At 51.6% G+C, this 24,072-nt stretch carries 15 protein-coding genes and 2 pseudogenes; 6 read left to right on the top strand and 11 right to left on the bottom strand.

All coding sequences use genetic code 11. The features are described from left to right. The 5 genes from Q0J41_RS06735 to Q0J41_RS06715 all read right to left on the bottom strand — a co-directional run. On the bottom strand, positions 1–235 hold a 235-nt coding region (locus Q0J41_RS06735), incomplete at its 3' end, for an OB-fold nucleic acid binding domain-containing protein (protein ID WP_296226934.1). Positions 236–297: 62 nt separating this feature from the next. Further along, entirely contained in the window at positions 298–792 is a 495-nt protein-coding gene (locus Q0J41_RS06730; protein WP_296227621.1) for a hypothetical protein, read from the bottom strand. Then, the gene (locus Q0J41_RS06725) at positions 785–3,577 is read right to left on the bottom strand and encodes a helicase C-terminal domain-containing protein (protein ID WP_296227618.1); all 2,793 of its coding nucleotides are present in this window, start codon (positions 3,575–3,577) and stop codon (positions 785–787) included. The genes Q0J41_RS06730 and Q0J41_RS06725 overlap by 8 nt, the downstream gene beginning before the upstream one ends. A gap of 28 nt (positions 3,578–3,605) precedes the next feature. Then, on the bottom strand, positions 3,606–7,289 hold the full coding sequence (gene addA, locus Q0J41_RS06720) for a helicase-exonuclease AddAB subunit AddA (protein ID WP_296227617.1): 3,684 nt from the start codon (positions 7,287–7,289) through the stop codon (positions 3,606–3,608). A 26-nt stretch (positions 7,290–7,315) separates the two neighbouring features. Further along, a complete protein-coding gene (locus tag Q0J41_RS06715; RefSeq protein ID WP_296227615.1) occupies positions 7,316–10,855 on the bottom strand; it encodes a PD-(D/E)XK nuclease family protein in 3,540 nt (1,179 codons plus the stop codon). A gap of 133 nt (positions 10,856–10,988) precedes the next feature. Here Q0J41_RS06715 and mvk point away from each other — a divergent pair, with 133 nt between their 5' ends. From mvk to fni, 4 genes are all read left to right on the top strand, one after another. Next, positions 10,989–11,900, top strand: coding sequence for a mevalonate kinase (gene mvk, locus Q0J41_RS06710; RefSeq protein WP_296227612.1), 912 nt, complete (start codon positions 10,989–10,991; stop codon positions 11,898–11,900). Positions 11,901–11,956: 56 nt separating this feature from the next. Then, positions 11,957–12,916 (top strand): diphosphomevalonate decarboxylase, encoded by a 960-nt coding sequence (gene mvaD / locus Q0J41_RS06705; RefSeq protein ID WP_296227611.1) that lies wholly within the window; start codon positions 11,957–11,959, stop codon positions 12,914–12,916. 77 nt (positions 12,917–12,993) lie between these two features. Next, the gene (locus Q0J41_RS06700) at positions 12,994–14,076 is read left to right on the top strand and encodes a phosphomevalonate kinase (protein ID WP_296227609.1); all 1,083 of its coding nucleotides are present in this window, start codon (positions 12,994–12,996) and stop codon (positions 14,074–14,076) included. Between the two features lie 10 nt (positions 14,077–14,086). Further along, positions 14,087–15,112, top strand: coding sequence for a type 2 isopentenyl-diphosphate Delta-isomerase (gene fni, locus Q0J41_RS06695; RefSeq protein ID WP_296227608.1), 1,026 nt, complete (start codon positions 14,087–14,089; stop codon positions 15,110–15,112). 202 nt (positions 15,113–15,314) lie between these two features. Here fni and Q0J41_RS06690 read toward each other — a convergent pair whose 3' ends face one another. The 3 genes from Q0J41_RS06690 to parE all read right to left on the bottom strand — a co-directional run bounded on the left by Q0J41_RS06690 (position 15,315) and on the right by parE (position 20,786). Beyond that, positions 15,315–16,250 carry a manganese-dependent inorganic pyrophosphatase gene (locus tag Q0J41_RS06690; RefSeq protein ID WP_296227607.1) on the bottom strand — a complete coding sequence of 312 codons (936 nt, stop codon included), beginning with the start codon at positions 16,248–16,250 and terminating at the stop codon, positions 15,315–15,317. Between the two features lie 103 nt (positions 16,251–16,353). After that, positions 16,354–18,837, bottom strand: coding sequence for a DNA topoisomerase IV subunit A (gene parC / locus Q0J41_RS06685; protein ID WP_296227606.1), 2,484 nt, complete (start codon positions 18,835–18,837; stop codon positions 16,354–16,356). Between the two features lie 14 nt (positions 18,838–18,851). Then, positions 18,852–20,786: a DNA topoisomerase IV subunit B gene (gene parE / locus Q0J41_RS06680; protein WP_296227624.1), complete on the bottom strand. Its 1,935-nt coding sequence runs from the start codon at positions 20,784–20,786 to the stop codon at positions 18,852–18,854. 92 nt (positions 20,787–20,878) lie between these two features. Between parE and plsY the strand changes: the two genes are divergently transcribed. Continuing rightward, positions 20,879–21,523 carry a glycerol-3-phosphate 1-O-acyltransferase PlsY gene (gene plsY, locus Q0J41_RS06675; protein WP_296227605.1) on the top strand — a complete coding sequence of 215 codons (645 nt, stop codon included), beginning with the start codon at positions 20,879–20,881 and terminating at the stop codon, positions 21,521–21,523. A gap of 111 nt (positions 21,524–21,634) precedes the next feature. Continuing rightward, positions 21,635–21,796: pseudogene (locus tag Q0J41_RS06670) on the top strand (IS110 family transposase); the annotation flags it as partial. 208 nt (positions 21,797–22,004) lie between these two features. Here the strand turns inward: Q0J41_RS06670 and Q0J41_RS06665 are convergent. The 3 genes and pseudogenes from Q0J41_RS06665 to Q0J41_RS06655 form a co-directional block, all read right to left on the bottom strand. Then, complete coding sequence (locus tag Q0J41_RS06665; RefSeq protein ID WP_366937246.1) at positions 22,005–22,826, bottom strand: HAD family hydrolase; 822 nt, start codon at positions 22,824–22,826, stop codon at positions 22,005–22,007. Between the two features lie 99 nt (positions 22,827–22,925). Continuing rightward, on the bottom strand, positions 22,926–23,507 hold the full coding sequence (locus Q0J41_RS06660) for a hypothetical protein (RefSeq protein WP_296227603.1): 582 nt from the start codon (positions 23,505–23,507) through the stop codon (positions 22,926–22,928). A 6-nt stretch (positions 23,508–23,513) separates the two neighbouring features. Next, a pseudogene (locus Q0J41_RS06655) lies at positions 23,514–24,041 on the bottom strand (GGDEF domain-containing protein). Positions 24,042–24,072 lie beyond the last annotated feature (31 nt).

The raw sequence follows: 24,072 nt of genomic DNA, 5'->3' as shown, positions 1-24,072 counted from the left end.
CATGGATGGTCCCGGTGATGTAGAAGCTGGCTTCTTGGCGCAGGCCCTTGGCTGCTTCAAAAACTTCCTCGCTAACGGCGTTCTTGCGGACAACGCCTTGGAAGAAGGCCGTGCCGTCTCTTAATTGCAGGAAGACGATCTTCCCGCTGGACCGCTTGTCGGTCAGCCAGACATGCATTCTGACTTCTTCGTCAACGTGCTTGGCTGATTCTCTGATTGAAATCAATTCTGTCATTCTTTTAATTCCACCTTATTTTTTATAACTCTATCCATGATAGCAGATTTTTGCCTAATCTTCTATAACTTATCGACCAGAGACAGGAGTTGGCCATCCTTGAACTTGTAGATGGCATAGCAGTAGCTGCCGTCTGCGTTGACTGCCGTGACTTCCCAGACGGCCTGCTTTTGATACCAGCCCAGGTTGACTTCCTTGATGGTCTTTTTTGGGTAAGACTTCTGAAAACTGGATTTAACCGTGCTTTCGCTGACGCCGTCACTAGCTGAATAATAGTAAGCCTTCCGGGAAGCTGGCAGATAGATAAAGTAAGCTGCCTTGCCCTTGCTGGTTTTTCCGCTGGCGGAATATGATTTGACGCCCCTGCTCAGGTGGTAGTACTTGTCGATCTGCTTCATGGAAGTCTGCTTGACCAGCTTGGCGACCTTCTCTTTCTGCTGACTGTACGGCTTAGCTGCCTTAGCAACAACCGCCACTGTTCCCGCGTAAAGCAAAAACAGGAAGAAGACCAGCCAGGCTAGATACTGCAAGACATTTTTGACTCTTTCGTTAAGCATTTTTCCTCTCGAACTTCAACTTCTTTTTTAACTCACTCGCTTTAACCTTTTGCACCGGAGCCGGCAGGCTGGACCTAAAGGCCGGGCCATAGCTCTTGGTCCAGATCCGGGGATCCAGGATCAAAAACTGCCCATGATCATCCTCGCCCCGGATCAAGCGGCCGCATCCCTGCCGCAGGCGGAGAATCGACCGGGGCAAGGAGTCCTCTTGAAAGACGTCCCAGCCTCTTTGGGCCAGGTAATGCTGCCTGAGGCTAACCTCCGGCAGATCCGGGGACTCAAATGGCAGGCGGGTCGCGATAACCAGGTCGATCCCGCAATTGTGGAAGTCCACCCCTTCCCAAAAGCTATCCGCTCCCAGCAAGATTGACCGTTCAGCGATGACAAAGCGGCGGGTGATCCGCTCATTTGACCCCGTCAAGCCCTGGGCCAGGAGCTCATAGTCCTTAACCCGGGGATCATTCAGCAGTTCAAAGTAGAGCTGCTTGATCAAGTCCAGGTTGGTAAACAGGCATAAGACGTGCTTTTGCCCGCTTAGATCCCTGGTCAAGATATTTTTCAATTCTTCCAAAAAACGCGGGCTGTCCGGTTCCGGCTGCCCCTCTTCCATGGCCAAAATCTCCAGATGGTCAGCCATCGGGAAGCTGGCCTTGCCCTTATAGCAGGAAACACCCAAATTCGGCAGGGCCAGGACCTGCTTGGCAAAATCAAAATTGCCGTCATTAGTTATTGTCGCACTGATCATGCTGATATGGTCAAAGCGGTCGTAAATTTTATGCAATTCTTCAGAACTGTCCAGACTGAGCCAGTGGAGGTTGCTGCTGAGGGCATCCTCAGGGTTGGTCACGTTGACCACGAAGCCCAGATGACCTAAGAGCGGCTGGTTCAAGAGGTCAGCCAGCTGGTAGCTCTTTTCCGTGTAGTATTCCAACAAGTCAACCTGGTCGTTCAATTCTTCCAGCAAAGATTCCTCATCCGTTAAAAAGCGGTCTTTTTCCTGCTCCAGCAAGTAGCGGATCTGGTTGGTATGGATCCGGACCTGTTCTAATTGCTGCTGGAACTGTCTAAGCAGGGGCTTAAACTGGGAGTTTTCCGGGAAAAGGTCCTGGCCCTGGATGGTCAGTTGCAGGCTCTTGTTGGGTAAAACGACCTGGCTAATTGCCTGCCCCTTGTGCTGGTAGAGGTACTTTTGCATCCGGTTCAAGCTGTGAATCAAGTCCAGGCTCTCCTGGTCCAAGAGGTCCAGCATGAATTGCAGCTGGACATTTTCCTCGCTTTGCCTGAGCAGGTTGTTGTCCGTAAAGTAGAGCAAGTTGCGCAGGTGACTGATGCTGCCCCAAATCGCTTCCAGACGCAGGGAGTCCGTCCGTGCTGTCTGCAGGTTTTCGCTGAAGCGATGGGCCTCATCAATTACCAGATAAGGGTTCTGCCCCCAGATAGAGTCCATGTAGTGGTTGACCAGGTAGGCGTGGTTGGTTACCAAAATATTGGCCTGCTCCTGCCGGCGGCGGGCCAGGTTCCAGAAGTCAACGCTGGCAAACTGACTGGCCACCCGGGCATCCCCGGGGTGCTTGAGCTGGTTAAAAATCGGCAGCTGCTGGCTAGTCAGCTGCAATTCGTCCAGGTCCCCGGTCGTCGTTTCCGTCAGCCAGACCAGGATCTGCATCTGCAAGAGCAAAGTCGCCTTGTTGGGCGAATTCTGGTAGAGACTCTGGGCAAAACCGTCTAAATCCAGGTAGTGGCTGCTGGACTTGACCATTTCCGCGTTTAATCCTAAGCCAGTAACCCGCAGGAGCTGGGGAATTTCCTGGTCCAGGAGCTGCTGCTGGAGGACCTTGGTCGGCGTGGCAATCACTAATTTTTTGCCAGAGTAGAGCTGGTAGGCATAGGCGAAAAGGTAGGCAAAAGTCTTCCCTGTCCCGTTTGGCGCTTCAGCCAGCATGACCCTTTGCCCGGCATCTTCGACAAAGTCGTGCAGGCGGTCGATTAGGTCCGCTTGGCCTTGCCGGTAATTGATCTTGCCTTTAAAAAGCTTGCGTTTGTCGGCGTCTTTAACTGGGAAATGTCCGTTTTCCCCAAGCTCAACCGCGGGAATCTCCTGCCTCTTTAAGACCAGGTTGCGGACCTGCATCTTGTCTTTGGGCAGCTTGCGCCTGCTTTGCCGGGACTGGTCAGCAATCACCTTGATCACGTCCCCCGTGTCCCGGATAAGGCCACTGGCCAAAGAGCCCAGGACATTCAAAGTTGCCTGGGGCAAGGAGGCCAGCTTGTCAATGATCTTTAAGAGCAAAACAGCTGTCCCATAGGCGTCAGAATCAGCCTTGTGGGGGTTGGCGTGCTTGATCTCCAGACTGGCCGTCAAGTCCCGCAACTTATAAGAAGGTAGGGTCGGAAAGGCAATCTTGGCCAGTTCAACCGTGTCAACCGCCTTGCAGGTCAAGGCCTCAAAGCCGGCATTGGTCAATTCGTAGTTCAAGAAAGGAAAGTCGAAATTGACGTTATGGGCCACGAAAACCGTATCCTGCAGGATCTCGCGGATCTTCGGGGCATAGTGCTTGAAATCAGCCTGGCCGGCCACCATCTTCTGGTCGATCCCGGTCAAATTGGTCACGGCCAGGGGAATTTCCCGGTGGGGGTTCATCATGAAGGAATAAGTTTTAACCACTTCACCATCTTTGACTATGGCGCAGCCAAACTGGATGATCCGGTCCCCCTCTTCCTTGCGCGTCCCGGTCGTTTCCAAGTCAACGACCGCGAAGCTTTCGCCGGCAAAAAAATCCGCCATTTTCCGCTCCTTTCACTCCTAAAAACTTCTAATCAACTTCAACAATTTCCCGGCAGCTCAAAAGTACCAGGTACTTTTTCAAAACGGGCAGCCGGCCAGATTCATTCAAGGCCCGCTCATAAAGGCGCAGCTGGCCCTGGTACTTCTCTTTCAGCTTCTGAATTGCTTCATCCTGCTTACGCGGGTTAACATGGTCCGTCTTGTAGTCAAATAAAATGATACCATTCTCTGCTTCATAATAGCCATCGATTGTCCCGTGAATCAAAATTTCTCCTGGAAAATCGCTGAAATCCTTAAATAAAGTCTTCGGCGACAGGATGGTGGCAAAATTTTCCTCCCGGTGGAGGCGGTCAGGCTGCTGGTAAAAGTCCTGGGCAAAGTCGCTCTTGACAAACCAGGACAAGGCTTCCCGGTCCAGCTTGCTGGCCAAGGTCTGGCTCAGCCGGCCCTTTTCCACCAGGCCGGTAATGCAGCTATCAATGGCATCCTTGTCGCCTTTGGCATAGTCATAATACTGCAAGACAAGGTGGCTGGCCGTCCCCAGTTCAGCTGAGCTGACCGTATTTTGGAAAAGAAAGTCGGGTTCAGTATCGATCGGCTGCAAATACCTGTTGGCTGACTGCAGTTCTGAAATGTGGGCGTCAGCCAGTTCGTCTTCGATCGGGTCACCAAAAGCCTTCTTGATTTCAGAAACCGCCTGGTAAGCCGTGGTCCGGCTGGCATCCAAGTAAGGGTAGCCGCCCTGGCTGAAGGCATAGAGCTTTTCTGCCTGCTTAAAGACGGCTGCTTCATCTTCCGTCAAGTCTGCCCCGCTGGCTGCCACGGCCTCATTGACCGGCAACTGAGCCTGGTCTTTCTTGGGGTCAAAGTGGACAAAGACCAGACTGCCTTCTTGACCTATCGCCAGGTCGCTGACGGCTTTTTCACCCAGCCGCTTCTGCTGCTTGGCGCGGGCTAAAGCCGGGGCCAAAAAGTCCAGGGGCTTGGCTACCTTCATCTTGTCCAAAAGAGGCAGGCGGCCAACGGAAATTTCCTTGGCCCACTTCTCTTCCAGGTCCGCCAGGTCGGTTCTAGCTGGCAGCTTGATATTGGCCGCCAAAATCAGCTTCTGCTTGGCCCGGGTCAAAGCCACGTAAAGCAGGCGGGCTTCTTCTTCCAGCAGCTTCTGCTTTTTGGCAATCTTCAGCCAGGCATTAACCAAAGTATCTGCCCGGTATTCCGCTTCATCAAAGGGATAGGCAAAGGACAAGCCCAGGCCGCTGCCATCTAAGACATAGCTGCCGGAAATGTCTTGCTGGTAATTGTAGCGGTGCTCCAGACCCAAGACAAAGACGACCGGGAATTCCAGCCCCTTTGAGGCATGGATGGTCATCAGCTTGACTGAGTTGCCGGCATTTTCGCTCAGGATCGGCTGGGCCAGGTCCTTCTGGTTCTTCCGCATTCTGGCAATAAAGTTGATGAACTGGTAAAGGTCCTTGAAGCCCGAACTTTCGTAGGCGCTGGCTCTTTCGTACAAGGCTGTCAAGTTGAGCCGGCGCTGCTGGCCGTTGGTCATGGCCGTCACGATTTCCAAAAAGCTGGTCCGCTCGTAAATGGTCCAGAGAAGTTCTGAAATCCGGTGGCTCAAGGAAAAGTCGCGAAGGTCCTGCAATTGGGCCAAAAAGTCCCGGCAGCGGGCAGCCAAATCTGTATCTTTTTTAGCATAAGTTCTTAAAGCCGCGTAGAAGCTGGTGCTCTTGTTAACCAGACGGATTTCCGCCAAATCTGAACTGGAGAAGTTGAAGATAGGAGACCGCAGAACCGCCACCAGGGGGATATCCTGGTCCGGATTGTCGATGATCTTCAAATAGGACATGATAACCGTCAACTCAAAGGTCTGGAAGTAGTTCTGGACATCCATGACAAAGAGCGGGATCCCGTAGCGGTCAAATTCCTGCTTGATGTCCAGGTTGCTGGTCTTGGACCGGGTCAGGATGGCAATATCGCCATAGCTGACCGGCCGGGTCTGCCCAGTCTTTGGGTCAAAAATTGGCGTCTGGTCGGCAAGCAATTTTTGGATCCGGCTGATGACCATGGCTAAATCGCCCTGGTTCAACTCCCCGTCATCTTCTGTTGCCGATGAATCTTCCTGGTAGAGGACTTCTGTTTCAGTCGGCAGGGCCGCCTCTGGGTCATAGCCGGCCGCGAATTTCAGCTGCCCTTCTTTTTGGTAATCAATCCCGCCGAAGTCCTTGGTTAGGAGGCTGTCAAAGATCAAGTTGACGGCCTGGGTGACCGGCTGGCTGGAGCGGAAGTTTTCGGCAAAAATAATCCGCTGCTTGCCCGCCGAATTTTCCTGGCCATATTCGTCATACTTGGCGATAAACAGGCTGGGTTCCGCCTGGCGGAAGCCGTAGATTGACTGCTTGACGTCCCCAACCATGAAGAGGTTGTTCTTCCCGGCTTTTTTCAGCCGCTGGATCAAGCCGTCCTGCAGGGCGTTGGTGTCCTGGTATTCATCGACCATGATTTCCTTGAAGCGGCTTTGGTAGTAGGCCCGGGCCAGGTCAGAATTTGAACTGTCTTGGGTCAGAATTTCATAGGCCAACTGCTCCATGTCGCTAAAGTCCAGGACCCGGTCAGCCCGCTTCAATTCGTTAAAGCGGTCGATAAAGGCAAGTTCGACTTCCGCTGCCGCTGAGGCAATCTCTGCCCCCTTGGCTAAAAGGGCCTGCTGGTCAGCATTGCTGCTTGCGTAAAAACTGGTATAGACATTGAAGACCAGCTGCTTGCCAGCTTCTTTAACCCCCTTTGCCTCCTCGACAAAATCGGCGATCTCCTTGTTAGTCCGCAGGGTCCCGTCAAACTGGCAAGCCGCCAGCAGCTCTCTTTGCCGGTCAAAGGGATCATCTGTGGCCAGGCTCTCCCGGTAGCTGGCCAGACTGGTGGCAAAAGCCGTAAAAGCTGGCTGGTACTTGGCAAACTTTTTATGGTCAAAGTCGGCTTCGGCCATCAAAGCCGTCAGCTTGTCCGCCAGATTAGAAAATTCTTCCTCCAGGTAAGGCTTGACTTTCTCCTGCCAGAGGGTGCTGTCAACGACGTCGCTGGTCTCCAGCTGGTAAGAGGCAGCCAGCTTTTGCAGCCAAGCCCGGTAGTTGGGCCGGGCCATGGCAAATTGGTATAAATCCAAAAGCAAGTCTCTGGCTGAATTGGCGTTGCTGTCTCCGGTAAAGGCATCATAGAGGGCCAGGAAACGGTCTTTTTTCACTTGATCCGTATTTTGCAGGTAGCCGTTTTCGACATCTCTGAGGGCTCTTTCCTTTAAAAGCTCAATCTGGGTGGCGTCAGTCAAAATACTGAAATCCGGGTCGATATCGATCGCGAAGTAAAAGCGGCGGATGACATCCAAACAGAAGGAGTCGATCGTGGAAATAATCGCGGTATCGATCTCAGCCAGCTGCCGGCGCAAAAAGTCGGCCTGGCTGCCGTCTGTTTCTTCTTGCAGCCGCTCTTGCAGGCGCTGCTTGATCCGCTGCTTCATTTCACTGGCCGCCGCCCGGGTAAAGGTGATGACCAGGAGCTGGTTAACCTCCAAGTGGTCGTCCATGATTTCCCGAATGACTCTTTCAACCAAAACGCTGGTTTTGCCTGAGCCGGCAGAGGCTGAAACCAAAAGGTCCTGCCCCCGGCTTTCAATGGCTCTGGCCTGGTCTGGTGTATATTTTACAGCCATGCTATTTCCTTTCTATGTACCATTCCTTATCCCCTCTGCCGCAGCCGCTTTTCTACCAAGGCCAGCAGATCTACCTTTTTAAGGCTTGGCAGGTCCCGGTAAAAGTTAGTTGGCAGCTGCTGGTCAAAGTAGAAGATATCCTTGTAGTCGCTATAAGCCAGGCCGGTATTGTTGCCTTGCCGGAAAGGATTCAAGGCAATCTGCCCGCTCAAAATCTCGCTGGCCGCGTCCTCAATCAAGGCTTCGACGTATTCCAGCAGCTCCCACATTTCATCTTGGCTGAAAAAGTTGTCTTTTTTGCCAAAGCCTCCGCTCTTGTTCAGCTTGAGGCCCCGGTAGACCGGACTGGATGACTTTTTCTCCAGGACTTTGTCGACTTCTTGGTACCAGGCTGGCTCACTGACAAAGACCCCGGACAATTTCAACTTGTCTTCCCCGCCCAAAAGGTTCTCTTTCAGCTGCAGCTTGCTGTCAAATAAGGCCCCTGTTGATGACGAATTGATAGAATTCAGCTTCCGGGTGACATATTGGTAAAAAGCCCCCAGGAGGTCAAACTGCCGCCCGTCGGCCAAGAGCTCCCGGTTCTTTTCCAGAACGTCCAGGTAGGCGATCATCTGCAGGTCCACCCCGCTGGCAAAGCGGGCCAGGTTGAAGCTGTGGTCAGAAGACTTGTAGTCAATCAGCTGACCTAAAACGTGCTGGTCCCCGTTAAAGAGGTCGACCCGGTCGATCTTGCCCCGGAGGCTGATCTTCCGCTGGCCGGCAAACTTCTTCAAAGGCAAGACCAGGCCAGCCAGCTTTTCAGTTGGGCCAAAGGCCAACTCCCCGTAAGTGGCCCGCATCTTGCTTTCCTGCCTCTTGCGCCGGTAGCTTTGGGCCACCTTGCTGGTCGTCTTGTCAAAGGCCTTGAAGAGATATTCATTGAAAGGATCACGCAAGAACTGCTGGTAGAGGGGTTCTTGCAGGATCTCGCTTCTGACCTGCTTGAGCAAAAGTTCCAGGTCCAGCTCGCTGAGCTTGTCAATTTCGATATTTTTCTTCTGCATTTCCTTGAGCAAGAGCTCAAAGGTCCGGTGGAAATAGTTGCCGGACTGGATGGCGTTCAGCTCGTTTTCTGCCCGGGGCCGCAGGCGCAGACCATAGTTAAGGAAATATTCAAAGGAATTCTGGTAGTAGCTTTCCAGCTGGGAGACTGAAGACAACAGGTCTTTGCCGTACAGACGCTCAGCCAGGTCTTCTGAGATGTCTTGCGGATTGTTGTCGTAAGCCATCCCTTCCGCGATTTCTTCTGCCTTTTCTCCCTCATACTGCCGGCTGAGTTTGACCAGCTTGGCCACCAGCGGGCTTTGGGCAGAATTTTCCTCAGCGTAGGCCAGGTAGCCTAAGCTGGCCCTTGGACTGGTCAAGAAAAGCAAAAGCTGGCGGGCAAATTCTGTCCGGTCTTTTTCAGCGTTATCCGGTAGGTCCCTTTGCCGGTATTCCCGGCCGTCGACTATCTTCAGCAGGCGCTTGTAGTAAATGGAAGGATCCAGCAGGTCGTTATTGGAATTGATTACCGGATAGGAAATGTAGACCCGGTCAGAGGCCAGGGCCAGGGCATTGCCGAATTGGTACTCCTGGTCCAGGTTACGCAGCTGCTGGCTGTCTTCCAGGTAGGCCTCCTGGTCAAAAAAGTCTGCCAGGCTTGTCAGGTTTTCCGTGGTCAAAAAGTTAGGCTGATCGCTGATTTGCGGCAGGCTGCCATTAGCGGCCCCGATAATGAAGACCTGCTTGTAGCTGCTGGTCTGCACCATCCCGTATTCTGATAAAGTAACCGCGTCCAGACTGGCTGGAATCGTCGCGAAATTGGCCTGGGAAAAGGCCGCCGTCAGCATTTTAAAGAAGTCAGCCCAGGCAAAGTTTTCCGGGTTGACCAAAAGGTAGTCTTTAAGTAGAGACAAAAGCAGATTCCAGCACTGCTCCGGCTGCTGGGCCTGCTGCAGGTCTCCCTCCTCGCTGGACTTTAAGCGCCAGGCTTCCAGGCGGGCACTGACCCCGTTTTTGACCAAGAAGTCAAAGAAGAGCTTAACAGCGGTCATGCTGTCTTTTTCAGCCTTGAGCTGACTAGAGAGCCGGGAGATCTTGCTGACAAAAAAGTCCCGCAGCTTGTCCAAACGGTCCAGCCGCTTTTGGTACTGTTCTTGGTCCAGGGCGATGACCTGGGCTTTGGTAAAGTCCTTAAGGGGCTTTTGCCAAAGGCTGTACTTGATTCCGTGGGCCAGGGCAAAGTTTTCCAGCTGGTCGACGTCACGTAAATACGCGGCTTCCCCGGCTTCTGCATCCCCATCTAAATACCAGTCAGGAATCAAGAGGCGGGTCTTCATGATGCCCAAAAGAGCCGGCGTGTCTCCTGCCTGCTGGAGAAGCTTGCCCAAATTCTCCAGTAAAATCACCAGGGGGTGGTACTTCATTTGCTGCTGCAGATCGTCAAAGAAGGGAATCTGGTTTTGCCGCAAGATCGGGGCCAGGTAAGTTTCATACTCCTGCAAATTCGGGGCCAGGACCAAAAAGTCCCGGTACTGGCAGCCCTTTAAAGCTACCTGGTCATAGATGGTCCGGGCCACGAAATATGCTTCAGCGTAGCGGGAATCTGCCTTAACCAGCTGGAGGTTGTTTAAATCCGGCTGGCCCTGGCCCTGCCAGGCACGGTTCAAGTCTCTGGCCGGACTGGCTGGACTGGCGATTTTTTCTCTCTCCCAGGCAAAGTCATGGGCAGAGAAATAGCCGGTCAAGTCCTTGATCGTCTTCTGAACCACGTAGTCGTATTCACCTGCCACGGGTTCAAGCAGACTGCCGTCAGCCGTCTTGAAGGCAAAAGTCATGTCACTGGCAAAAGCCGCCAGCAGCTGCATGGTCATTTTTTCCTGAATGGAAAAATGGGAGAAATCAGTCACGTAGAAGCTGGCCTGGCTGACCAGGTCCGGCCGGCTGGCCAAAAGCTGATTCAGCTGGATGTTTAATTCATCCTTGGTGGCAAAGTGCTTTTCACTAACGATTTCTAAAAAGTCCTGGTAGATCAAGTCCAGGTCGTGCAGCTTGTCCCTGGTCTCATTATCCAGGTCCAAGGCCACTGCCGGATCAGCTGCCCGCTCTAAAAGATTGCCCAGGTCTAGCTGGCCAGTATGAACCTGCAGGATCGTGCTGTAGACCTGCTTAATCATGCCGGAATTGGCGTGGGAATTTTTGAAAAGCAGGAGATCATCTCTGCGCTTGTCGATGATCTGCTCCAAAATCATGGTCGCGGCAGCGTCATCCAGGCTTTCAGGCATAAGCAGGTCGGCCTTTTTAAAGAAAAACCAGGCCAGACGGGAAAAGGACAGGACGTGCAGGTTCTTGACGCTGGTCTCTTCCCGCCCTTGAAGTTGGGCGACTTTGCCTATTGCGGCAACTTCTGTGTTAAACTTGATATGGTTTGGAACAATAATAAAGGTATCTTTGCCGGGCTGGGCCAGATAATTGCGGGCAGCCCGGCCGATGATCTCAGTTTGCAGGGGATCGGACTGTCTGCCGGTTATAATTTTGATCATTGCTTCCACTCCTTTGTTGACTAATCGGTCAATCTAAATTTTATCAATCTCTTTCCTTTTTGGAAACTGATTGCCATTGATTCTAAGCAAACGTTAACCGAACTAATAAATTGATTTTTTGAGGTGATTCTTTTTGCAGACTTCATGTACTGCTCATGGAAAAGTAATTTTGATCGGCGAGCATTCCGTTGTTTACGGCTATGACGCCCTGGCCCTGCCAATTCAGGCCCTGCACATCAAGACAACCGTCAGTGATTATGCCGGTCCGGTCTGGATGGACACCAAGCTCTACCAGGGCCCTTTTTTTGACGCGCCGGCTGACTATAACGGCCTTAAGTATGTCGTCAAGGAGCTTTTGGCCAGAAGCGGGAAAAGTCCCCAGATCAAGCTTACCTATACCGGGGAAATTCCCATGGAGCGCGGACTTGGCTCCTCAGCTACCGTCGCTTACGGTACTACCGTGGCCTTAAGCCAATACCTGGGCTTGCAGTTAAGTGCAAGTGAAGTTATGGCCATCACCAACCAGGCAGAAACGATCAACCACGGCAAGGCTTCCGGCCTGGACGCGGCCACGGTCAATTCCGATTACCTGGTCTTTTTTAATAAGCAAAAGGGCGTAAAAAAGCTCTCCTCAAAATTAGGCGCCAGACTTTTGATCATGGACACGGGCGATTTGGGCAATACCAGAGAAGCCGTTACTATGGTCGCCAAGCTTTTAAATGAGTCACCTGACGCGCAAGTTAGAATGCACAAGCTGGGACAACTGGCTGACGAAGTCAAAGCTGCCTGGCTCGAGCAAGACCCGGAGAGCGTTGGTAAATTCTTCAACCAGGCCCAGGAGCTTTTAGCTTCCTTTAACTTGTCGACAAGCAAGATCGACCGGATCTGCCAGATTGCTGATAAAGGCGGGGCTTTAGGCTGCAAGTTGTCCGGCGGCGGCCTGGGCGGAATCATCATCGCCCTTTGCAAGGATGCCGCTTCCTGCGAAGAGATTGCCCAGGCCTGCCAGGCAGAAATCAGTAACTACTGGATTGAAGAGATTTAATTTTTGCCCAAAAATTATTAAAAAACAGAATTACACAGTAAAGGAATGTGAAACAGATGAGTAAAACTGCCCGCGCCCATACCAATATTGCCTTGATCAAGTACTGGGGCAAGAAGGATGCCAAATTGCGCCTGCCGCTCATGTCCAGCCTGTCCATGACCTTGGATGCCTTCTACAGCGACACCAAAATCTCAGACAGTGAGCAAATGTCTTTTAAATTAAACGGCCAAGCCATTTCCGGTCCGGCTGCTGACCGCGTTTTCGCCTACCTCTGGGCCATGCAGGACCGCTTCGGGCTTAAAGGAAATTTGGCGGTTGAATCGGTCAACCAGGTGCCAACCGCGGCTGGCCTGGCCTCTTCCAGTTCAGCCTTCGCCGCCATGGCAGCGGCTTTTGCCGACCACTACCAGTTAGGCGTTGACCGGCGGGAATTGTCCAGAATGGCCCGGATGGGATCGGGCTCAGCTTCAAGATCTGTTTTCGGCGGTTTTTCCGTCTGGAAAAAAGGCGATAGCGACCAGACTTCTTACGCCTACCCGCTGGACGAAAAGCCGGACATGGACCTGCGTCTTTTGGCCGTTGAAATCAACGACCAGGAAAAGAAGATTTCTTCAACCAAGGGGATGGAAATGAGCAAGAGCTCCCCCTTCTACCAGGTCTGGCTGGACAGAAATGACAGTGAGATCAAGGAGATGGAAGAAGCGATTAAGCAGGCTGACTTTAGCAAATTGGGTTCTCTGGCTGAATTAAATGCCAGTGAGATGCATACTTTAACCTTCACCGCTGTCCCCGGCTTTACCTATTTTGAGCCGAATACCATCAAGGCCATCAAGCTGGTCCAGGATCTGCGCCAGCAAGGGCTGGAGTGCTACTACACCATTGACGCCGGCCCGAACGTCAAGGTCCTCTGCCAGGGGAAAAATTCTAAAGATATTATTAATTGCTTTGAGTCCTCCTTTGATCGTGTTAAGATTATTGAGGCAGGTTTTGGTCCAGGAGTCACTCTGTTGGACTAAAGCTTATTTAATTGGCTATAATGTCTGAGGACGTAATATAAAAAGAAAAAATTAAAAGAATAAGAGGAAGAGTTTTTTTGATTACTGAAAAAGCACCAGGCAAGCTTTACATTGCCGGGGAATACGCTGTTTTGGAACAAGATTGTCCAGCCATTCTGGTCGCCCTTGACCAATACGTCAGGGTGTCAATCAAGCCAAGCAGCAGCGATACTGGTTTGATTCACTCCAAGCAATACTCCCAAGATTCCATTCACTGGGTCAGACGGGGGTCAAAGATGGTGATCGACAACCGGGACAATCCTTTTGAATACATCCTGTCCGCAATTTCTTTCACTGAAAGATACTGCCTGGAACAGAAGGTCAAGATGGACGTTTACGACTTGTTTGTCAATTCTGACCTGGATTCAGCAGATGGCAAGAAGTACGGCCTGGGTTCTTCAGCCGCGGTCACGGTCGCGACGGTCAAGGCAATCCTGCGCTTTTATGGTGTCCAGGCAAGCAAGGACCTGATTTACAAGCTCTCCACAATTTCTCACTACTCAGTCCAAGGCAACGGCAGCGCCGGCGATATCGCGGCCAGCGTCTACGGCGGCTGGATCGCCTACCAGACCTTCAATAAGCTCTGGCTGAAAGAAGAACTGGCAAGTAAGTCCCTGTCAGCAGTGGTCGGTGAAGCCTGGCCAGGTTTGAAGATCCAGCAGCTGGTTCCGCCGAAGGGCATGGAGCTCCTGATTGGCTGGAGCCAGCAGCCGGCTTCAACTTCCCGCCTTGTTGACAAGACTAACGCCAATAAGAACAACCTGCGGACTGAATATGCCAAGTTTTTGGCAGACTCACGCAAGTGCGTTTTGCAGATGATCCGCGGTTTTGAAGAAGCCAACATCGCTTTGATTCAAAAGCAGATCGGCATCAACCGCCGCTTGCTGCAGCATTTTGCCGCTATCAACAATATTGCTATCGAAATTCCCCGCTTGACTGAGCTGATCGAAATTGCCAACAAGTTTGGCGGCGCGGCCAAGACCAGCGGCGCGGGCAACGGCGACTGCGGTATCGTCATCGTCAACAAGGACACCGATATTGACCGCCTCCGCAAGGAATGGGTCAAGAACAACATCCTGCCCCTGGAATTTCACATTCACCAATCTGAATTAACCTACTAAGAGCATTGCGATGTCACAAAGATCTATAAGAAAAGAAGAACATCTGGCTTTGACACAGATGTTTTTTAATGCCCAAAAAGCGAATTCCTTTGACCAGATTCACCTGCTCCGCCCGGCCCTGCCAGAAAGCCAAGTTGACCTAGACACGGTCAAGACGACCTGGTTTGGCAAAGAGCTGGCCGCCCCCTTTTTCATCAACGCGATGACTGGCGGGTCGGAAAAATCCAGGCAGATCAACCGGCAGCTGGGTGAAATTGCCAATAAGCAGCAAATTGCCCTGGCCTTGGGTTCAGCCAGCATCTTGACCAAGGAAGAGGACCAGCTGGAGTCTTTTTACGTAGCTAGAGAAGCCAATCCAGACGGCCTCTTGTTTGCTAATGTTAATCCTTTGACTCCAGCTAAGGCGGCTGCCAAGATCGTCAAGGATCTACAAGCAGATGCCCTGCAGATCCACCTTAACGTGGCCCAGGAGATCCCCATGCCTGAAGGCGACCGGGACTTTGTCTGGCTGGACCGGATGCTGGAGATTAAAGAAGCAGCTGGCGTGCCAGTCATCGTCAAGGAAGTCGGCAGCGGCCTGGATCCAGTCTGCCTGCAAAAGCTGCAGGCAGCTGGCTTTAGCTGGTTCGATATCGGGGGAGCTGGCGGCACCAATTTCGCCCAAATCGAAAACTCCCGCAACCCCCACCCTATGGCGTATTTGAACGACTGCGGCCTGCCAACGGCCCTGGCTGCCCTTTTAGCGGCGCCTTTGACCAAGCAGCTAATCGTCTCTGGCGGGGTCAGAAATCCGCTGGACGTCTTCAAGGGCCTGGCCCTGGGCGGAAAATTTGTAGGCGTGGCCAATCACTTCCTCCACACCCTTTTAAATGAGGGCCTGGATGGCCTGGATGAAGAAATCGGCCGCTGGAAGGAAGAACTGGCCTACCTTTTTGCCTTATATGGGCAAGTCTGTCTGCCAGTCAAGCAGCCATATTACTTAGACTTGGAACTGAAGAATCAGTTTGATCAGCTTAAGCAATATGCTGGCAAATAAAGCAAGCGAGTAAAAAATAAAATCAAAAAAATAACTGTTGACAAAATTTCCTGCCGGATTTATTTGTTAACAGTATTTTTTTGGCGCGGCGTAGCCGCGCTTTTTCTTTTTAATAAAAATTGTAGTAACAAGTAGGATGCTTAAAAAGTAGCAAAAAAAGAATCCAGCTTGCCTGGATTCTTTTCCTTTGTTATTTAGCTGATTAAGCTTCAAATGCCCGGGTCAATGGTGGAACGATTTGCTTCTTCCGGGAAACAACGCCTGGCAGGTGGGCTTCTGAGTCAACCAGTTCCTTGCCGAAGGCCTTGCCAAAGACAGACTTGCTTTCGTCGTCCCCGATGAAGAGAACTTCTGAGTCAGAGTCCAAAACGTTGGTAATTACCAACATGAACAAGTCGTAGCCGTTAGCCTTAGCATCCTTTTCCATGGCTGCCAGGAAGGCGTCCTTACGTTCAAGCGCTTCTGGCACGTCAACAACATTGACTTGGGCGATCCGGGCAGTCTTTGAACCCAGTTCGAAGCTCTTGGCGTCCAGGTCAATCAATTCTTCAACTGACTTAGCAGCGATGTTGGTGCCGGCCTTAAGCAGTTCCAAACCGTATTCCTTGTAGTCAACGCCGGCAATCTTAGCCAGGTCTTCAACTGCTTCCTTGTCGATATCAGTAGTAGTTGGTGACTTCAAAAGCAAGGTGTCAGAAATGATGGCACTGAGCATGATACCAGCAATGTTAGCTGGAATTTCCATGTTTTGTTCCTTGAACATTTCCCACAAAACAGTGGAAGTGCAGCCTACTGGTTCAGCCCGGTAGAACAAGGGGTCGATCGTCGCGAAGTTGCTGATCCGGTGGTGGTCAATAACGTGGGTAACCTTGACTTGGTCCCGGTCTTCAACGCTTTGTTGCGGTTCGTTGTGGTCAACCAGCATGATGGCCTTGACTTCATTTGCGACAGTCTTAACCACGCGTGGTGCTTCAAAGCCGAACTTCTTCAAGGCAAAAGAAGTTTCGTCGTTGGCTTCACCCAAAGCAACGGCTTCAGTGTTGTAGCCATGTTGGTTTTGGAAGTATGAGTAGGCAATCGCCGTGCCGATTGCGTCAGTATCTGGGTTTCTGTGACCAAAAATCAGTTCTTTTTCCATCTTGGAATTTTCCCTTCTAGATTTAGCTAAAATTATTCTCTCTAATTAAGTCTACTAGAAAATCAGCGCTTTGTTCAATCTTTTCGCGATCTTTTTGATTTTTTTAGAACAAGCGGCCGACATCCCTGGCCTGGTCCGGCAAAGGCCGGCCCATGAGCAGCTCTTTGGCTTCCCCATCTGTCCTTACATCGATGACGAAGGAACCATTGCTCTGCCGGTCGCCGACTGGGTAGTCGCTGGTCCGGATAACCTGCTTACGCAGGCTGGAAGTGATCAAGATCATCTCATGGTTTTGCCCGTAAGCCTTCAAGGCCACGATCCGGTGTGGCTTGGTCTTCAAGTTCCGCAAAACCAATACTCCCCGCTTGGCCCGGCTGGTCTTGCCGATCAATTTCAGCGGCATCTGCTTGAAGGCCCCTCTTTGGGTTACCAGACCCAGCTTGAGCAGGTCTTCATATTGCGGGTCAGTCACCAGGCAGGCAACGACATAGTCGTCTTCTTTCAAGTTGATTGACTTGACCCCAGCTGCCCGAGCCCCGACTTGCGGAACTTCAGCAATGTCATATTTAAGGGCAAAGGCCTGGTTGGTAAAGAGGGTAATTTCCCGTTTTTCACCAGCCTTGACCAGGTCCACGGTGATGACGCGGGAGTCCTTCCCCTTCATCTTCATGGCCATGATTGCCCGGGACTTGTAAGTTCTGGTTGGCTGCAGGTCGGCCAAGGCCACCTGCTTGATAAAGCCGTCATTTGTGGCCAGCAGGAAGGACAAATCTGGATCATCCAAATTATCTAGGGCAAAGACCTGGATAATGCTTTCGTCAGCTGCCAGGCCCAGTTCCTGGGACAGGTGCTGGCCAACATCCTTCCACTTGCTTTCAACCAGCTCGTGTACCGGCCGGTAGATCAAGTTGCCGTGGTTGGTGAAGAGGTAAAGGTTGGTCAAAGTCGACAGAGTCCCTTCATAAACCACCCGGTCAGTTTCCGGCAGGCCATTGTCACCGGCTTCTGTTGACTGGAAGGACCGCATTGATGACCGCTTGATGTAGCCGTCGCGGCTGATCAAGACCCGGACGGATTCTTCCGTGATCAAGGCCTTTTCATCAACTTCGACTCTAGCCGTTTCATCGCTGATTTCACTCAGCCGGTCTGAGCCAAATTCCTTCTTGACGGCCCGTAGTTCCTTGATAATTTCCTTTTGTAAAACTTTCGGATCCGCCAATATCTTCTCGTAAGCCGCGATCTTGCCCTTCAGTTCCTCTTCTTCAGCCTGCAGGGCCAAAACGTCAGTATTGGTCAAGCGGTAAAGCTGCAAGGAGACGATGGCTTCAGCCTGCCGGTCAGTGAAGGCAAATTCGGCTACCAGGTTCTTCTTGGCATCAGACTTGTTCTTGGAAGCCCGGATAACCTTGATCACCCGGTCCAAGATGCTCATAGCCTTGATCAAGCCCTGGATGATTTCTAGCCGGTCTGAGGCCTTCTTCAAGTCGAACTGGGTCCGCTTGGTGACGACTTCTTCTTCGTGCTCCAGGTAAGCAGCTAAAATCCGCTTAAGGCCCACTTGAACCGGAGTCATGTGGTCAATGGCCACCATGTTGAAATTGTAGGAAACCTGCAGGTCAGTATTCTTTAAAAGGTAGTTGAGGATGTTCTGGGCGTCAGCGTCCTTCTTAAGTTCGATGACGATGGAGAGACCATGGCGGTCAGTTTCATCTCTGACTTCACTGATCCCATCCAGTTCCCGGCTGACCCGGATTTCGTCGATCTTCTTGACCAGCTGGGCCTTGTTGACCAGGTAAGGTATTTCTGTCACCACGATCTGCTGGCGGTGACCCCGGATCTCTTCAATTTGGGTCTTGGCCCGGACTTGAATCCGGCCCTTACCGGTCTTGTAGGCATCCCGCAAGCCCTTTTTGCCCATGACGATCCCGCCAGTTGGGAAGTCTGGCCCTTTAACAAAAGTCATCAGGTCTTCCAGGCTGGCGTCCGGGTGCTTAAGCAGGTGGATAGTGGCGTCCAAAATCTCGCCCAGGTTGTGAGGCGGAATTTCCGTAGCATAACCAGAGGAAATCCCAGTTGACCCATTGACCAGAAGATTAGGGAAGCGGGCCGGCAAAACCGTCGGTTCATAAGCGGTGTCGTCGAAGTTGAGCACCATTGGCACGGTTTCCTTGTCAATGTCTTCCAACAGGACATTGGAAATCTTGGCCAGGCGGGATTCCGTATAACGCATGGCAGCAGGACTGTCACCGTCCATGGACCCGTTGTTGCCGTGCATTTCGATCAATGGCTCTCTCATCTTCCAGTCTTGAGACAGGAAAACCAGGGCCCCGTAAATAGAGCTGTCGCCGTGCGGGTGGTAATTACCCATGATGTTACCGACGGCCTTGGCTGCCTTCTTAAAAGGCTTGTCAGCCGTGTTGCCGTCCCGGTACATGGCGTAAAGAATCCGCCTTTGCACGGGTTTGAGCCCGTCGCGGATGTCCGGCAGGGCCCGTTCTTGAATAATATATTTGGAATAGCGGCCAAAGCGTTCGCCCATGACCTGTTCCAAAGGCATTTCACGAATCCGCTCGTGAGTTTCTGGCATATACTGCTTCCTTCCTAATCATTTACCTTGTCTAAGATCGACTCTTCATCGCCAAGGCGGAACTTGACGTTTTCCTCAATCCACTTTCTTCTGGCGGAAGCCTGGTCCCCCATCAAGGTGGTCACCCGGCGTTCAGCCAACTGGGCATCGTCGATTCTGACCCGGATCAGCATCCGGCTTTCCGGATTCATAGTCGTCTCCCAGAGCTGGTCTGCGTTCATTTCCCCCAGCCCCTTGAAGCGCTGCAGGGCGTATCCCTTGCCGATCTTCTTCTCATCCTCGTCACGCTCTTCATCGGTCCAGGCGTAAAGGTTGGTCTGCTTCTTGCTGATTCTGTAAAGCGGCGGCAGGGCGATGTAAACCTTGCCTGCTTCGATCATCGGCCGCATGTAGCGGTAGAAGAAGGTCAAAAGCAGGATCTGGATGTGGGCTCCGTCGTCGTCGGCGTCAGTCATGATGATGATCTTGTCGTAGTTGGAGTCTTCGATCTTGAATTCTGTCCCGACTCCAGCCCCGATCGTGTGGATCATCGTGTTGATTTCTTCGTTCTTAAAAATATCCGCCAGCTTGGCCCGCTGGGTGTTCAAGACCTTCCCCCGCAAAGGCAGGATGGCCTGGAAGCGGCGGTCCCGGCCTTGCTTGGCACTGCCGCCGGCTGAGTCACCTTCGACTAAGAAAAGCTCGTTTTTCTTGGGGTTTCTGGACTGGGCCGGGGTTAATTTCCCGGACAGGACTTCTTTCTTGTGCCGCTTCTTCCCATTTCTGGACTCATCTCTGGCCTTCTTGGCGGCTTCTCTGGCATCCCGGGCCCTTTGGGCCTTCTTGACCAGGTCCTGGGCCCATTCCCCGTTTTCCAGCAGGTAGTAAGACAATTTCTCGTACACGATGCTGTCGACCGCGCTTCTGGCCTGGGGGGTCCCCAGCTTGCCCTTGGTCTGCCCTTCAAATTCCAGCATTTCTTCCGGGATCTTGACGCTTAAAACGGCACTGAGCCCTTCCCGGTAGTCGGACCCTTCCAGGTTCTTGTCCTTCTTGCCCAAAAGCCCCTGCTTCTTGGCATAGTCATTAAAGGCCCGGGTAAAGCCGCTTCTGGCCCCGACCTCATGGGAGCCGCCGTCAGCAGTCCGGACATTATTGACGAAGGAAACAAAGTTCTCTGAGTATGAATCGCTGTACTGGCCAGCAAATTCGATTTCCATCCCGTCCTGGCTGCCCTCAAAGTAAAAGACCTTGCCGATCGTCCCCTTGCCTTCGTTGAGGTAGGCAACGAAACTTTCAATCCCGTCGTCATACTGGAAGACGTCGTGGTGGTTTGGCGTCCGTTCGTCCGTTAAAGTAAACTTGACTCCTTTAAGCAGGAAGGCCGATTCCCGGATTCTTTCCTGAATGGTCTCGTAGTTGTACTTAGTCGTTGAAAAAATCATCGGGTCTGGCTTGAAAGTGATCGTGGTCCCGGTCTTTTCCTTGGTCGCCCCCAGGCAGCGGAGGGTGCCGATTGGGTGACCGCCATTTTGGAATTCTTCCTCGTAGGCCTTGCCATCACGCACCACGTGCACCTTCATGTAGCTGGACAGGGCGTTGACCACGGAAGAGCCGACCCCGTGCAGACCGCCAGAAGTCTTGTAGTTCTGCTCCGTGAACTTGCCGCCGGCATGCAGGACAGTAAGGATGACTTCAATGGTTGGCCGGCCTGAGGCATGCATCCCTGTCGGCATCCCCCGGCCGAAGTCCTGCACAGTCACGGAATTGTCCTCGTGGATAGTCACGTTGATTTCCTGGCCAAAACCAGCCATGGCTTCGTCGACGGAGTTGTCGACGATTTCATAGACCAACTGGTTCAAGCCGTGGATGTCGGTTGACCCGATATACATCCCCGGCCGCTTGCGGACTGCCTCCAGCCCGTGCAGAATTTGAATTGAAGAATCATCATAGGTGTTCTTTGGCAAAATAAAACATCTCCAAGCTTTAGATTATAAACTTCGTATCAATTCAATCCGTTATTTGTTAAAATAGCAGGTACAAGATAAACGGAGTTGATTTGATGTTTGCAATAAAATTTGCATTACTTTTAATTTTAGCATACTTAATTGGTTCTTTTCCGACCGGTGTTTTAGTTGGCAAGCTCTTCTACCACAAGGATATCCGGGATTACGGGTCGCACAATATCGGGACCACCAATACCTTTCGGGTCCTGGGCCCCAAGGCCGGCACCCTGGTCTTCCTGGTTGACTTCTTCAAGGGGACCCTGGCCACCTCCCTGCCGCGGATTTTCCACTTGGGTGACCACCACTTGTGCCTGATTTTCGGGGCAGCGGCTATTTTCGGCCACGCCTTCTCAATCTTCCTCAAGTTCAAGGGCGGCAAGGCCGTGGCCACTACGGCGGGCTTTCTTCTGGGCTATAATGTCCAGTTCTTCGGCCTCTGCGCCTGCTTCTTCATCCCCCTGCTCTTAATCACCAGCATGGTGTCCTTGAGCAGCTTGATTTCAGTCATCTTGATTTTTATTTCCAGCTTCTTCTTCCATGACACTTTCCTAACCATCATGTCAGGGATCCTGGTTGTCCTCATCTGGTGGAGCCACCGGGCCAACATCAAGCGGATTATCGCTGGAAATGAGAACTTGGTCCCCTTCGGCCTTTACTATCATATTAAGCAAAAGCAAGACAAGGACAAAAAGGAGCAGTAATTTTTGAACCAATCCTATTATACGGAACACATGTTCAAAATGCAAAGGGCTATTTTTTAAATATTGCTAAAGCAAAAGCCATGATTCTCGAGAATCATGGCTTTTTCAGATATTGGCAGAAATGTGCTGTACTTGGCCATAAACCAAATTCAGTCGGCTAAGAAAGCTGGAAACCCTTGTCATATTGCGGATTATTACGAGAAACGAAAACGGTCTTCTGAGACTGTAAGTCACAAGAAGGCCGCTATCGCATCGATCCATAAATTATTGAGGATGGCCTCACTCTGGCAAAGCGGGCCAGTTGCCGCTGCAAACGCATGCTCCGGTGAAACATTTCTTCATTGAGTTCTTCTTCTGCCATCCTGCTTGTCCTTTCTGCAAAAAATAATCAAGAAATTAATATTCGGCACCTAACTATCAAGTATATCTGGATCATTCATAATCTAAAGCAAAACAGCCGCCAAAAGGCAGCTGTCGCTAATTAATCAAACAATTTTCGCAGAATTTGCATTACTCCTTCATCGTTGTTGCTTGGAGCAATGTGGTCAGCAATCTTCTTAAGGTCCGGGTGGCCGTTGACCATGGCGTAACTGGTCCCGGCCGCTTCTAACATGGTCAGGTCATTTAAGTAGTCGCCAAAAGCCAGGGTCTCTTCCTTCTTGATTCCCTTTAAGTCGGCAATCTTCTTCATCGCTGCCCCCTTATTGGCGTCCTTGTTAACGATGTCGATCCATTCCGGACCAGCTAAGACCGCGCTCAAGTTGCCCGGCATTTCCGGCAATTGCCGGTAGATGCTTTCAGCTTCTCCGCCTTCAATATAAGCAGTGAATTTGATGATTTCATCGCTATTTACTTCTGCTTCAAGGTCGTCGACATAGCGGCGCTTAATGTAGTAAGTGTCCAGCTGCTTTAAAAAGTTCCGGTCACCTTTAGGGTCGTGGCAGATTGCCTGGCTGGCCCCACAGAGAATTGGATTGGCCAGGGGCTCATCTTTAAAGAGATCCAGGCAGAATTTTGCTTCTTCCGCTGTAATGCCGGCCTTGGCCAAGACTTGCCCCTGCTGGTAGATCAAGCCACCATTGTCGCCGATAAAGATCAAGCGGTCTTTGATCTCCTTGAAAAGCTCTTCATTGGTGTAATATGGCCGGCCGCTGGCGATCACCATCTGCTGGTCCGGGTGGCTCAAGACCCAGGGAGCAAATGAAGCTGGCACCTCTTTAGCGTCATTGACCAAGGTGCCATCCATGTCAGTCGCGATTAATTTGATTTTTTTCTTTTCTTCCATCTTTTTCTCCAAACTCATTTTTGCTAGCTTCTTAGACCATTATTTCATTTTTTGTAAGAGATTTCAAAGCTTTCTGCATAAAAAAAGCAGGCAAATGCCTGCTTTGCTTCACACTTCTTAACCGTAGATCTGGTTGACCGCCTGCCGGTAGAGGTCGACTGACAGACCAGCCGGATCCGCATTTTTCAAGCGGAGATATTCCTCACGCAAGTCTTCCCACTGGTCCCAGTCCTTAATCGTTTCTTCCTGGATGGTCAAAAAGCGGGTATTGAAGGCTGCACTCCACTTGCCCCCGTCAGTTTTGACCAGGCGGTATTCATCCCCGTCTTCTTCCTTGATGATGGTCAAGTCTAACTTAAAGTTGACCTTGCCGCTCTTCTTAGCCCGGTGCAGGAAGGTTAAAGCCTGGCTGTTTTCCCGGCCGCCTTCAAACTTGCTGGCCAAACCAGTCTTTAAGCCTTCACTGATTTTGTTAAGCAGGGCTGCCGGATCTTCTTCAACCGTCTTAACCAGCTTTAACTGGTAGTCCAGGTCCACCACCCCGTCGTTTTGGGTCACGAAGTTGCCGGCTGTCCCGACCGTGCTTTCTAGTTCCAGGCTGATGCCCTTTTGCCGCAAGTCCGCCAAAGCGGAGTTGACCGCGTCAACCGTCAAGTAGCGGTAGATCTTGATTTGTTCTTTCGGGATATAGCTGTACATAATGCCTCATTTCTGCTCTTTGCCAATAATCCGGTCCTTGCCCTGCTTTTTAGCCTGGTAAAGATAGTTGTCAGCCTGCTGGATCAGCTGCCGCAGCTCTTCTTCATCGGCAACCGTGCCGGTGGCATAGCCGATGCTCAAGGTGGCTGGCTCTTTTAATTGCTGATTTAGTTTAGCATATTCGCTTTGAAAAATCTGCAGTTTTTTGGCAAAATCGCTATCTTCCAGGCCAGAAGCAATAATCAGAATTCCATCGCCGCCATAGCGGTAGCTGCGTAAGTGCTCACTCATCCAGTCTTTTTGCAGGTAGCGGCCCAATCTGGTCTAGACTAAGTCCCCGTACGCATATCCGTAATTATCGTTAAAACGCTTGAAATTGTCTAAATCGATCATGGCTGCGCCAACTTCTTGATTAAGGTAATTGGGGAAGCACTCCCGCAGGGCCAGACGGTTGTAAATACCAGTCAGCTCGTCTGTCCGGCTGCTGACAAAAAGGGGCCCGGTGGCCCGGTGCAAGATACTGCTTTTTTTCATTGGCCAAGTGCCAGCTGAGGCCATGAACTTT

Source organism: uncultured Lactobacillus sp. (assembly GCF_944327175.1).
Taxonomy (GTDB): Bacteria; Bacillota; Bacilli; order Lactobacillales; family Lactobacillaceae; genus Lactobacillus.
This window is presented reverse-complemented; position numbering and strand designations above follow the sequence as displayed.

Bases quoted from the DNA above. Each gene is read 5' to 3' on its own strand.
- Q0J41_RS06730 (WP_296227621.1), bottom strand. From the start codon at position 792: ATGCTTAACGAAAGAGTCAAAAATGTCTTGCAGTATCTAGCCTGGCTG.
- Q0J41_RS06725 (WP_296227618.1), bottom strand. From the start codon at position 3,577: ATGGCGGATTTTTTTGCCGGCGAAAGCTTCGCGGTCGTTGACTTGGAA.
- addA (WP_296227617.1), bottom strand. From the start codon at position 7,289: ATGGCTGTAAAATATACACCAGACCAGGCCAGAGCCATTGAAAGCCGG.
- Q0J41_RS06715 (WP_296227615.1), bottom strand. From the start codon at position 10,855: ATGATCAAAATTATAACCGGCAGACAGTCCGATCCCCTGCAAACTGAG.
- mvaD (WP_296227611.1), top strand. From the start codon at position 11,957: ATGAGTAAAACTGCCCGCGCCCATACCAATATTGCCTTGATCAAGTAC.
- fni (WP_296227608.1), top strand. From the start codon at position 14,087: ATGTCACAAAGATCTATAAGAAAAGAAGAACATCTGGCTTTGACACAG.
- Q0J41_RS06690 (WP_296227607.1), bottom strand. From the start codon at position 16,250: ATGGAAAAAGAACTGATTTTTGGTCACAGAAACCCAGATACTGACGCA.
- parC (WP_296227606.1), bottom strand. From the start codon at position 18,837: ATGCCAGAAACTCACGAGCGGATTCGTGAAATGCCTTTGGAACAGGTC.
- plsY (WP_296227605.1), top strand. From the start codon at position 20,879: ATGTTTGCAATAAAATTTGCATTACTTTTAATTTTAGCATACTTAATT.
- Q0J41_RS06665 (WP_366937246.1), bottom strand. From the start codon at position 22,826: ATGAGTTTGGAGAAAAAGATGGAAGAAAAGAAAAAAATCAAATTAATC.
- Q0J41_RS06660 (WP_296227603.1), bottom strand. From the start codon at position 23,507: ATGTACAGCTATATCCCGAAAGAACAAATCAAGATCTACCGCTACTTG.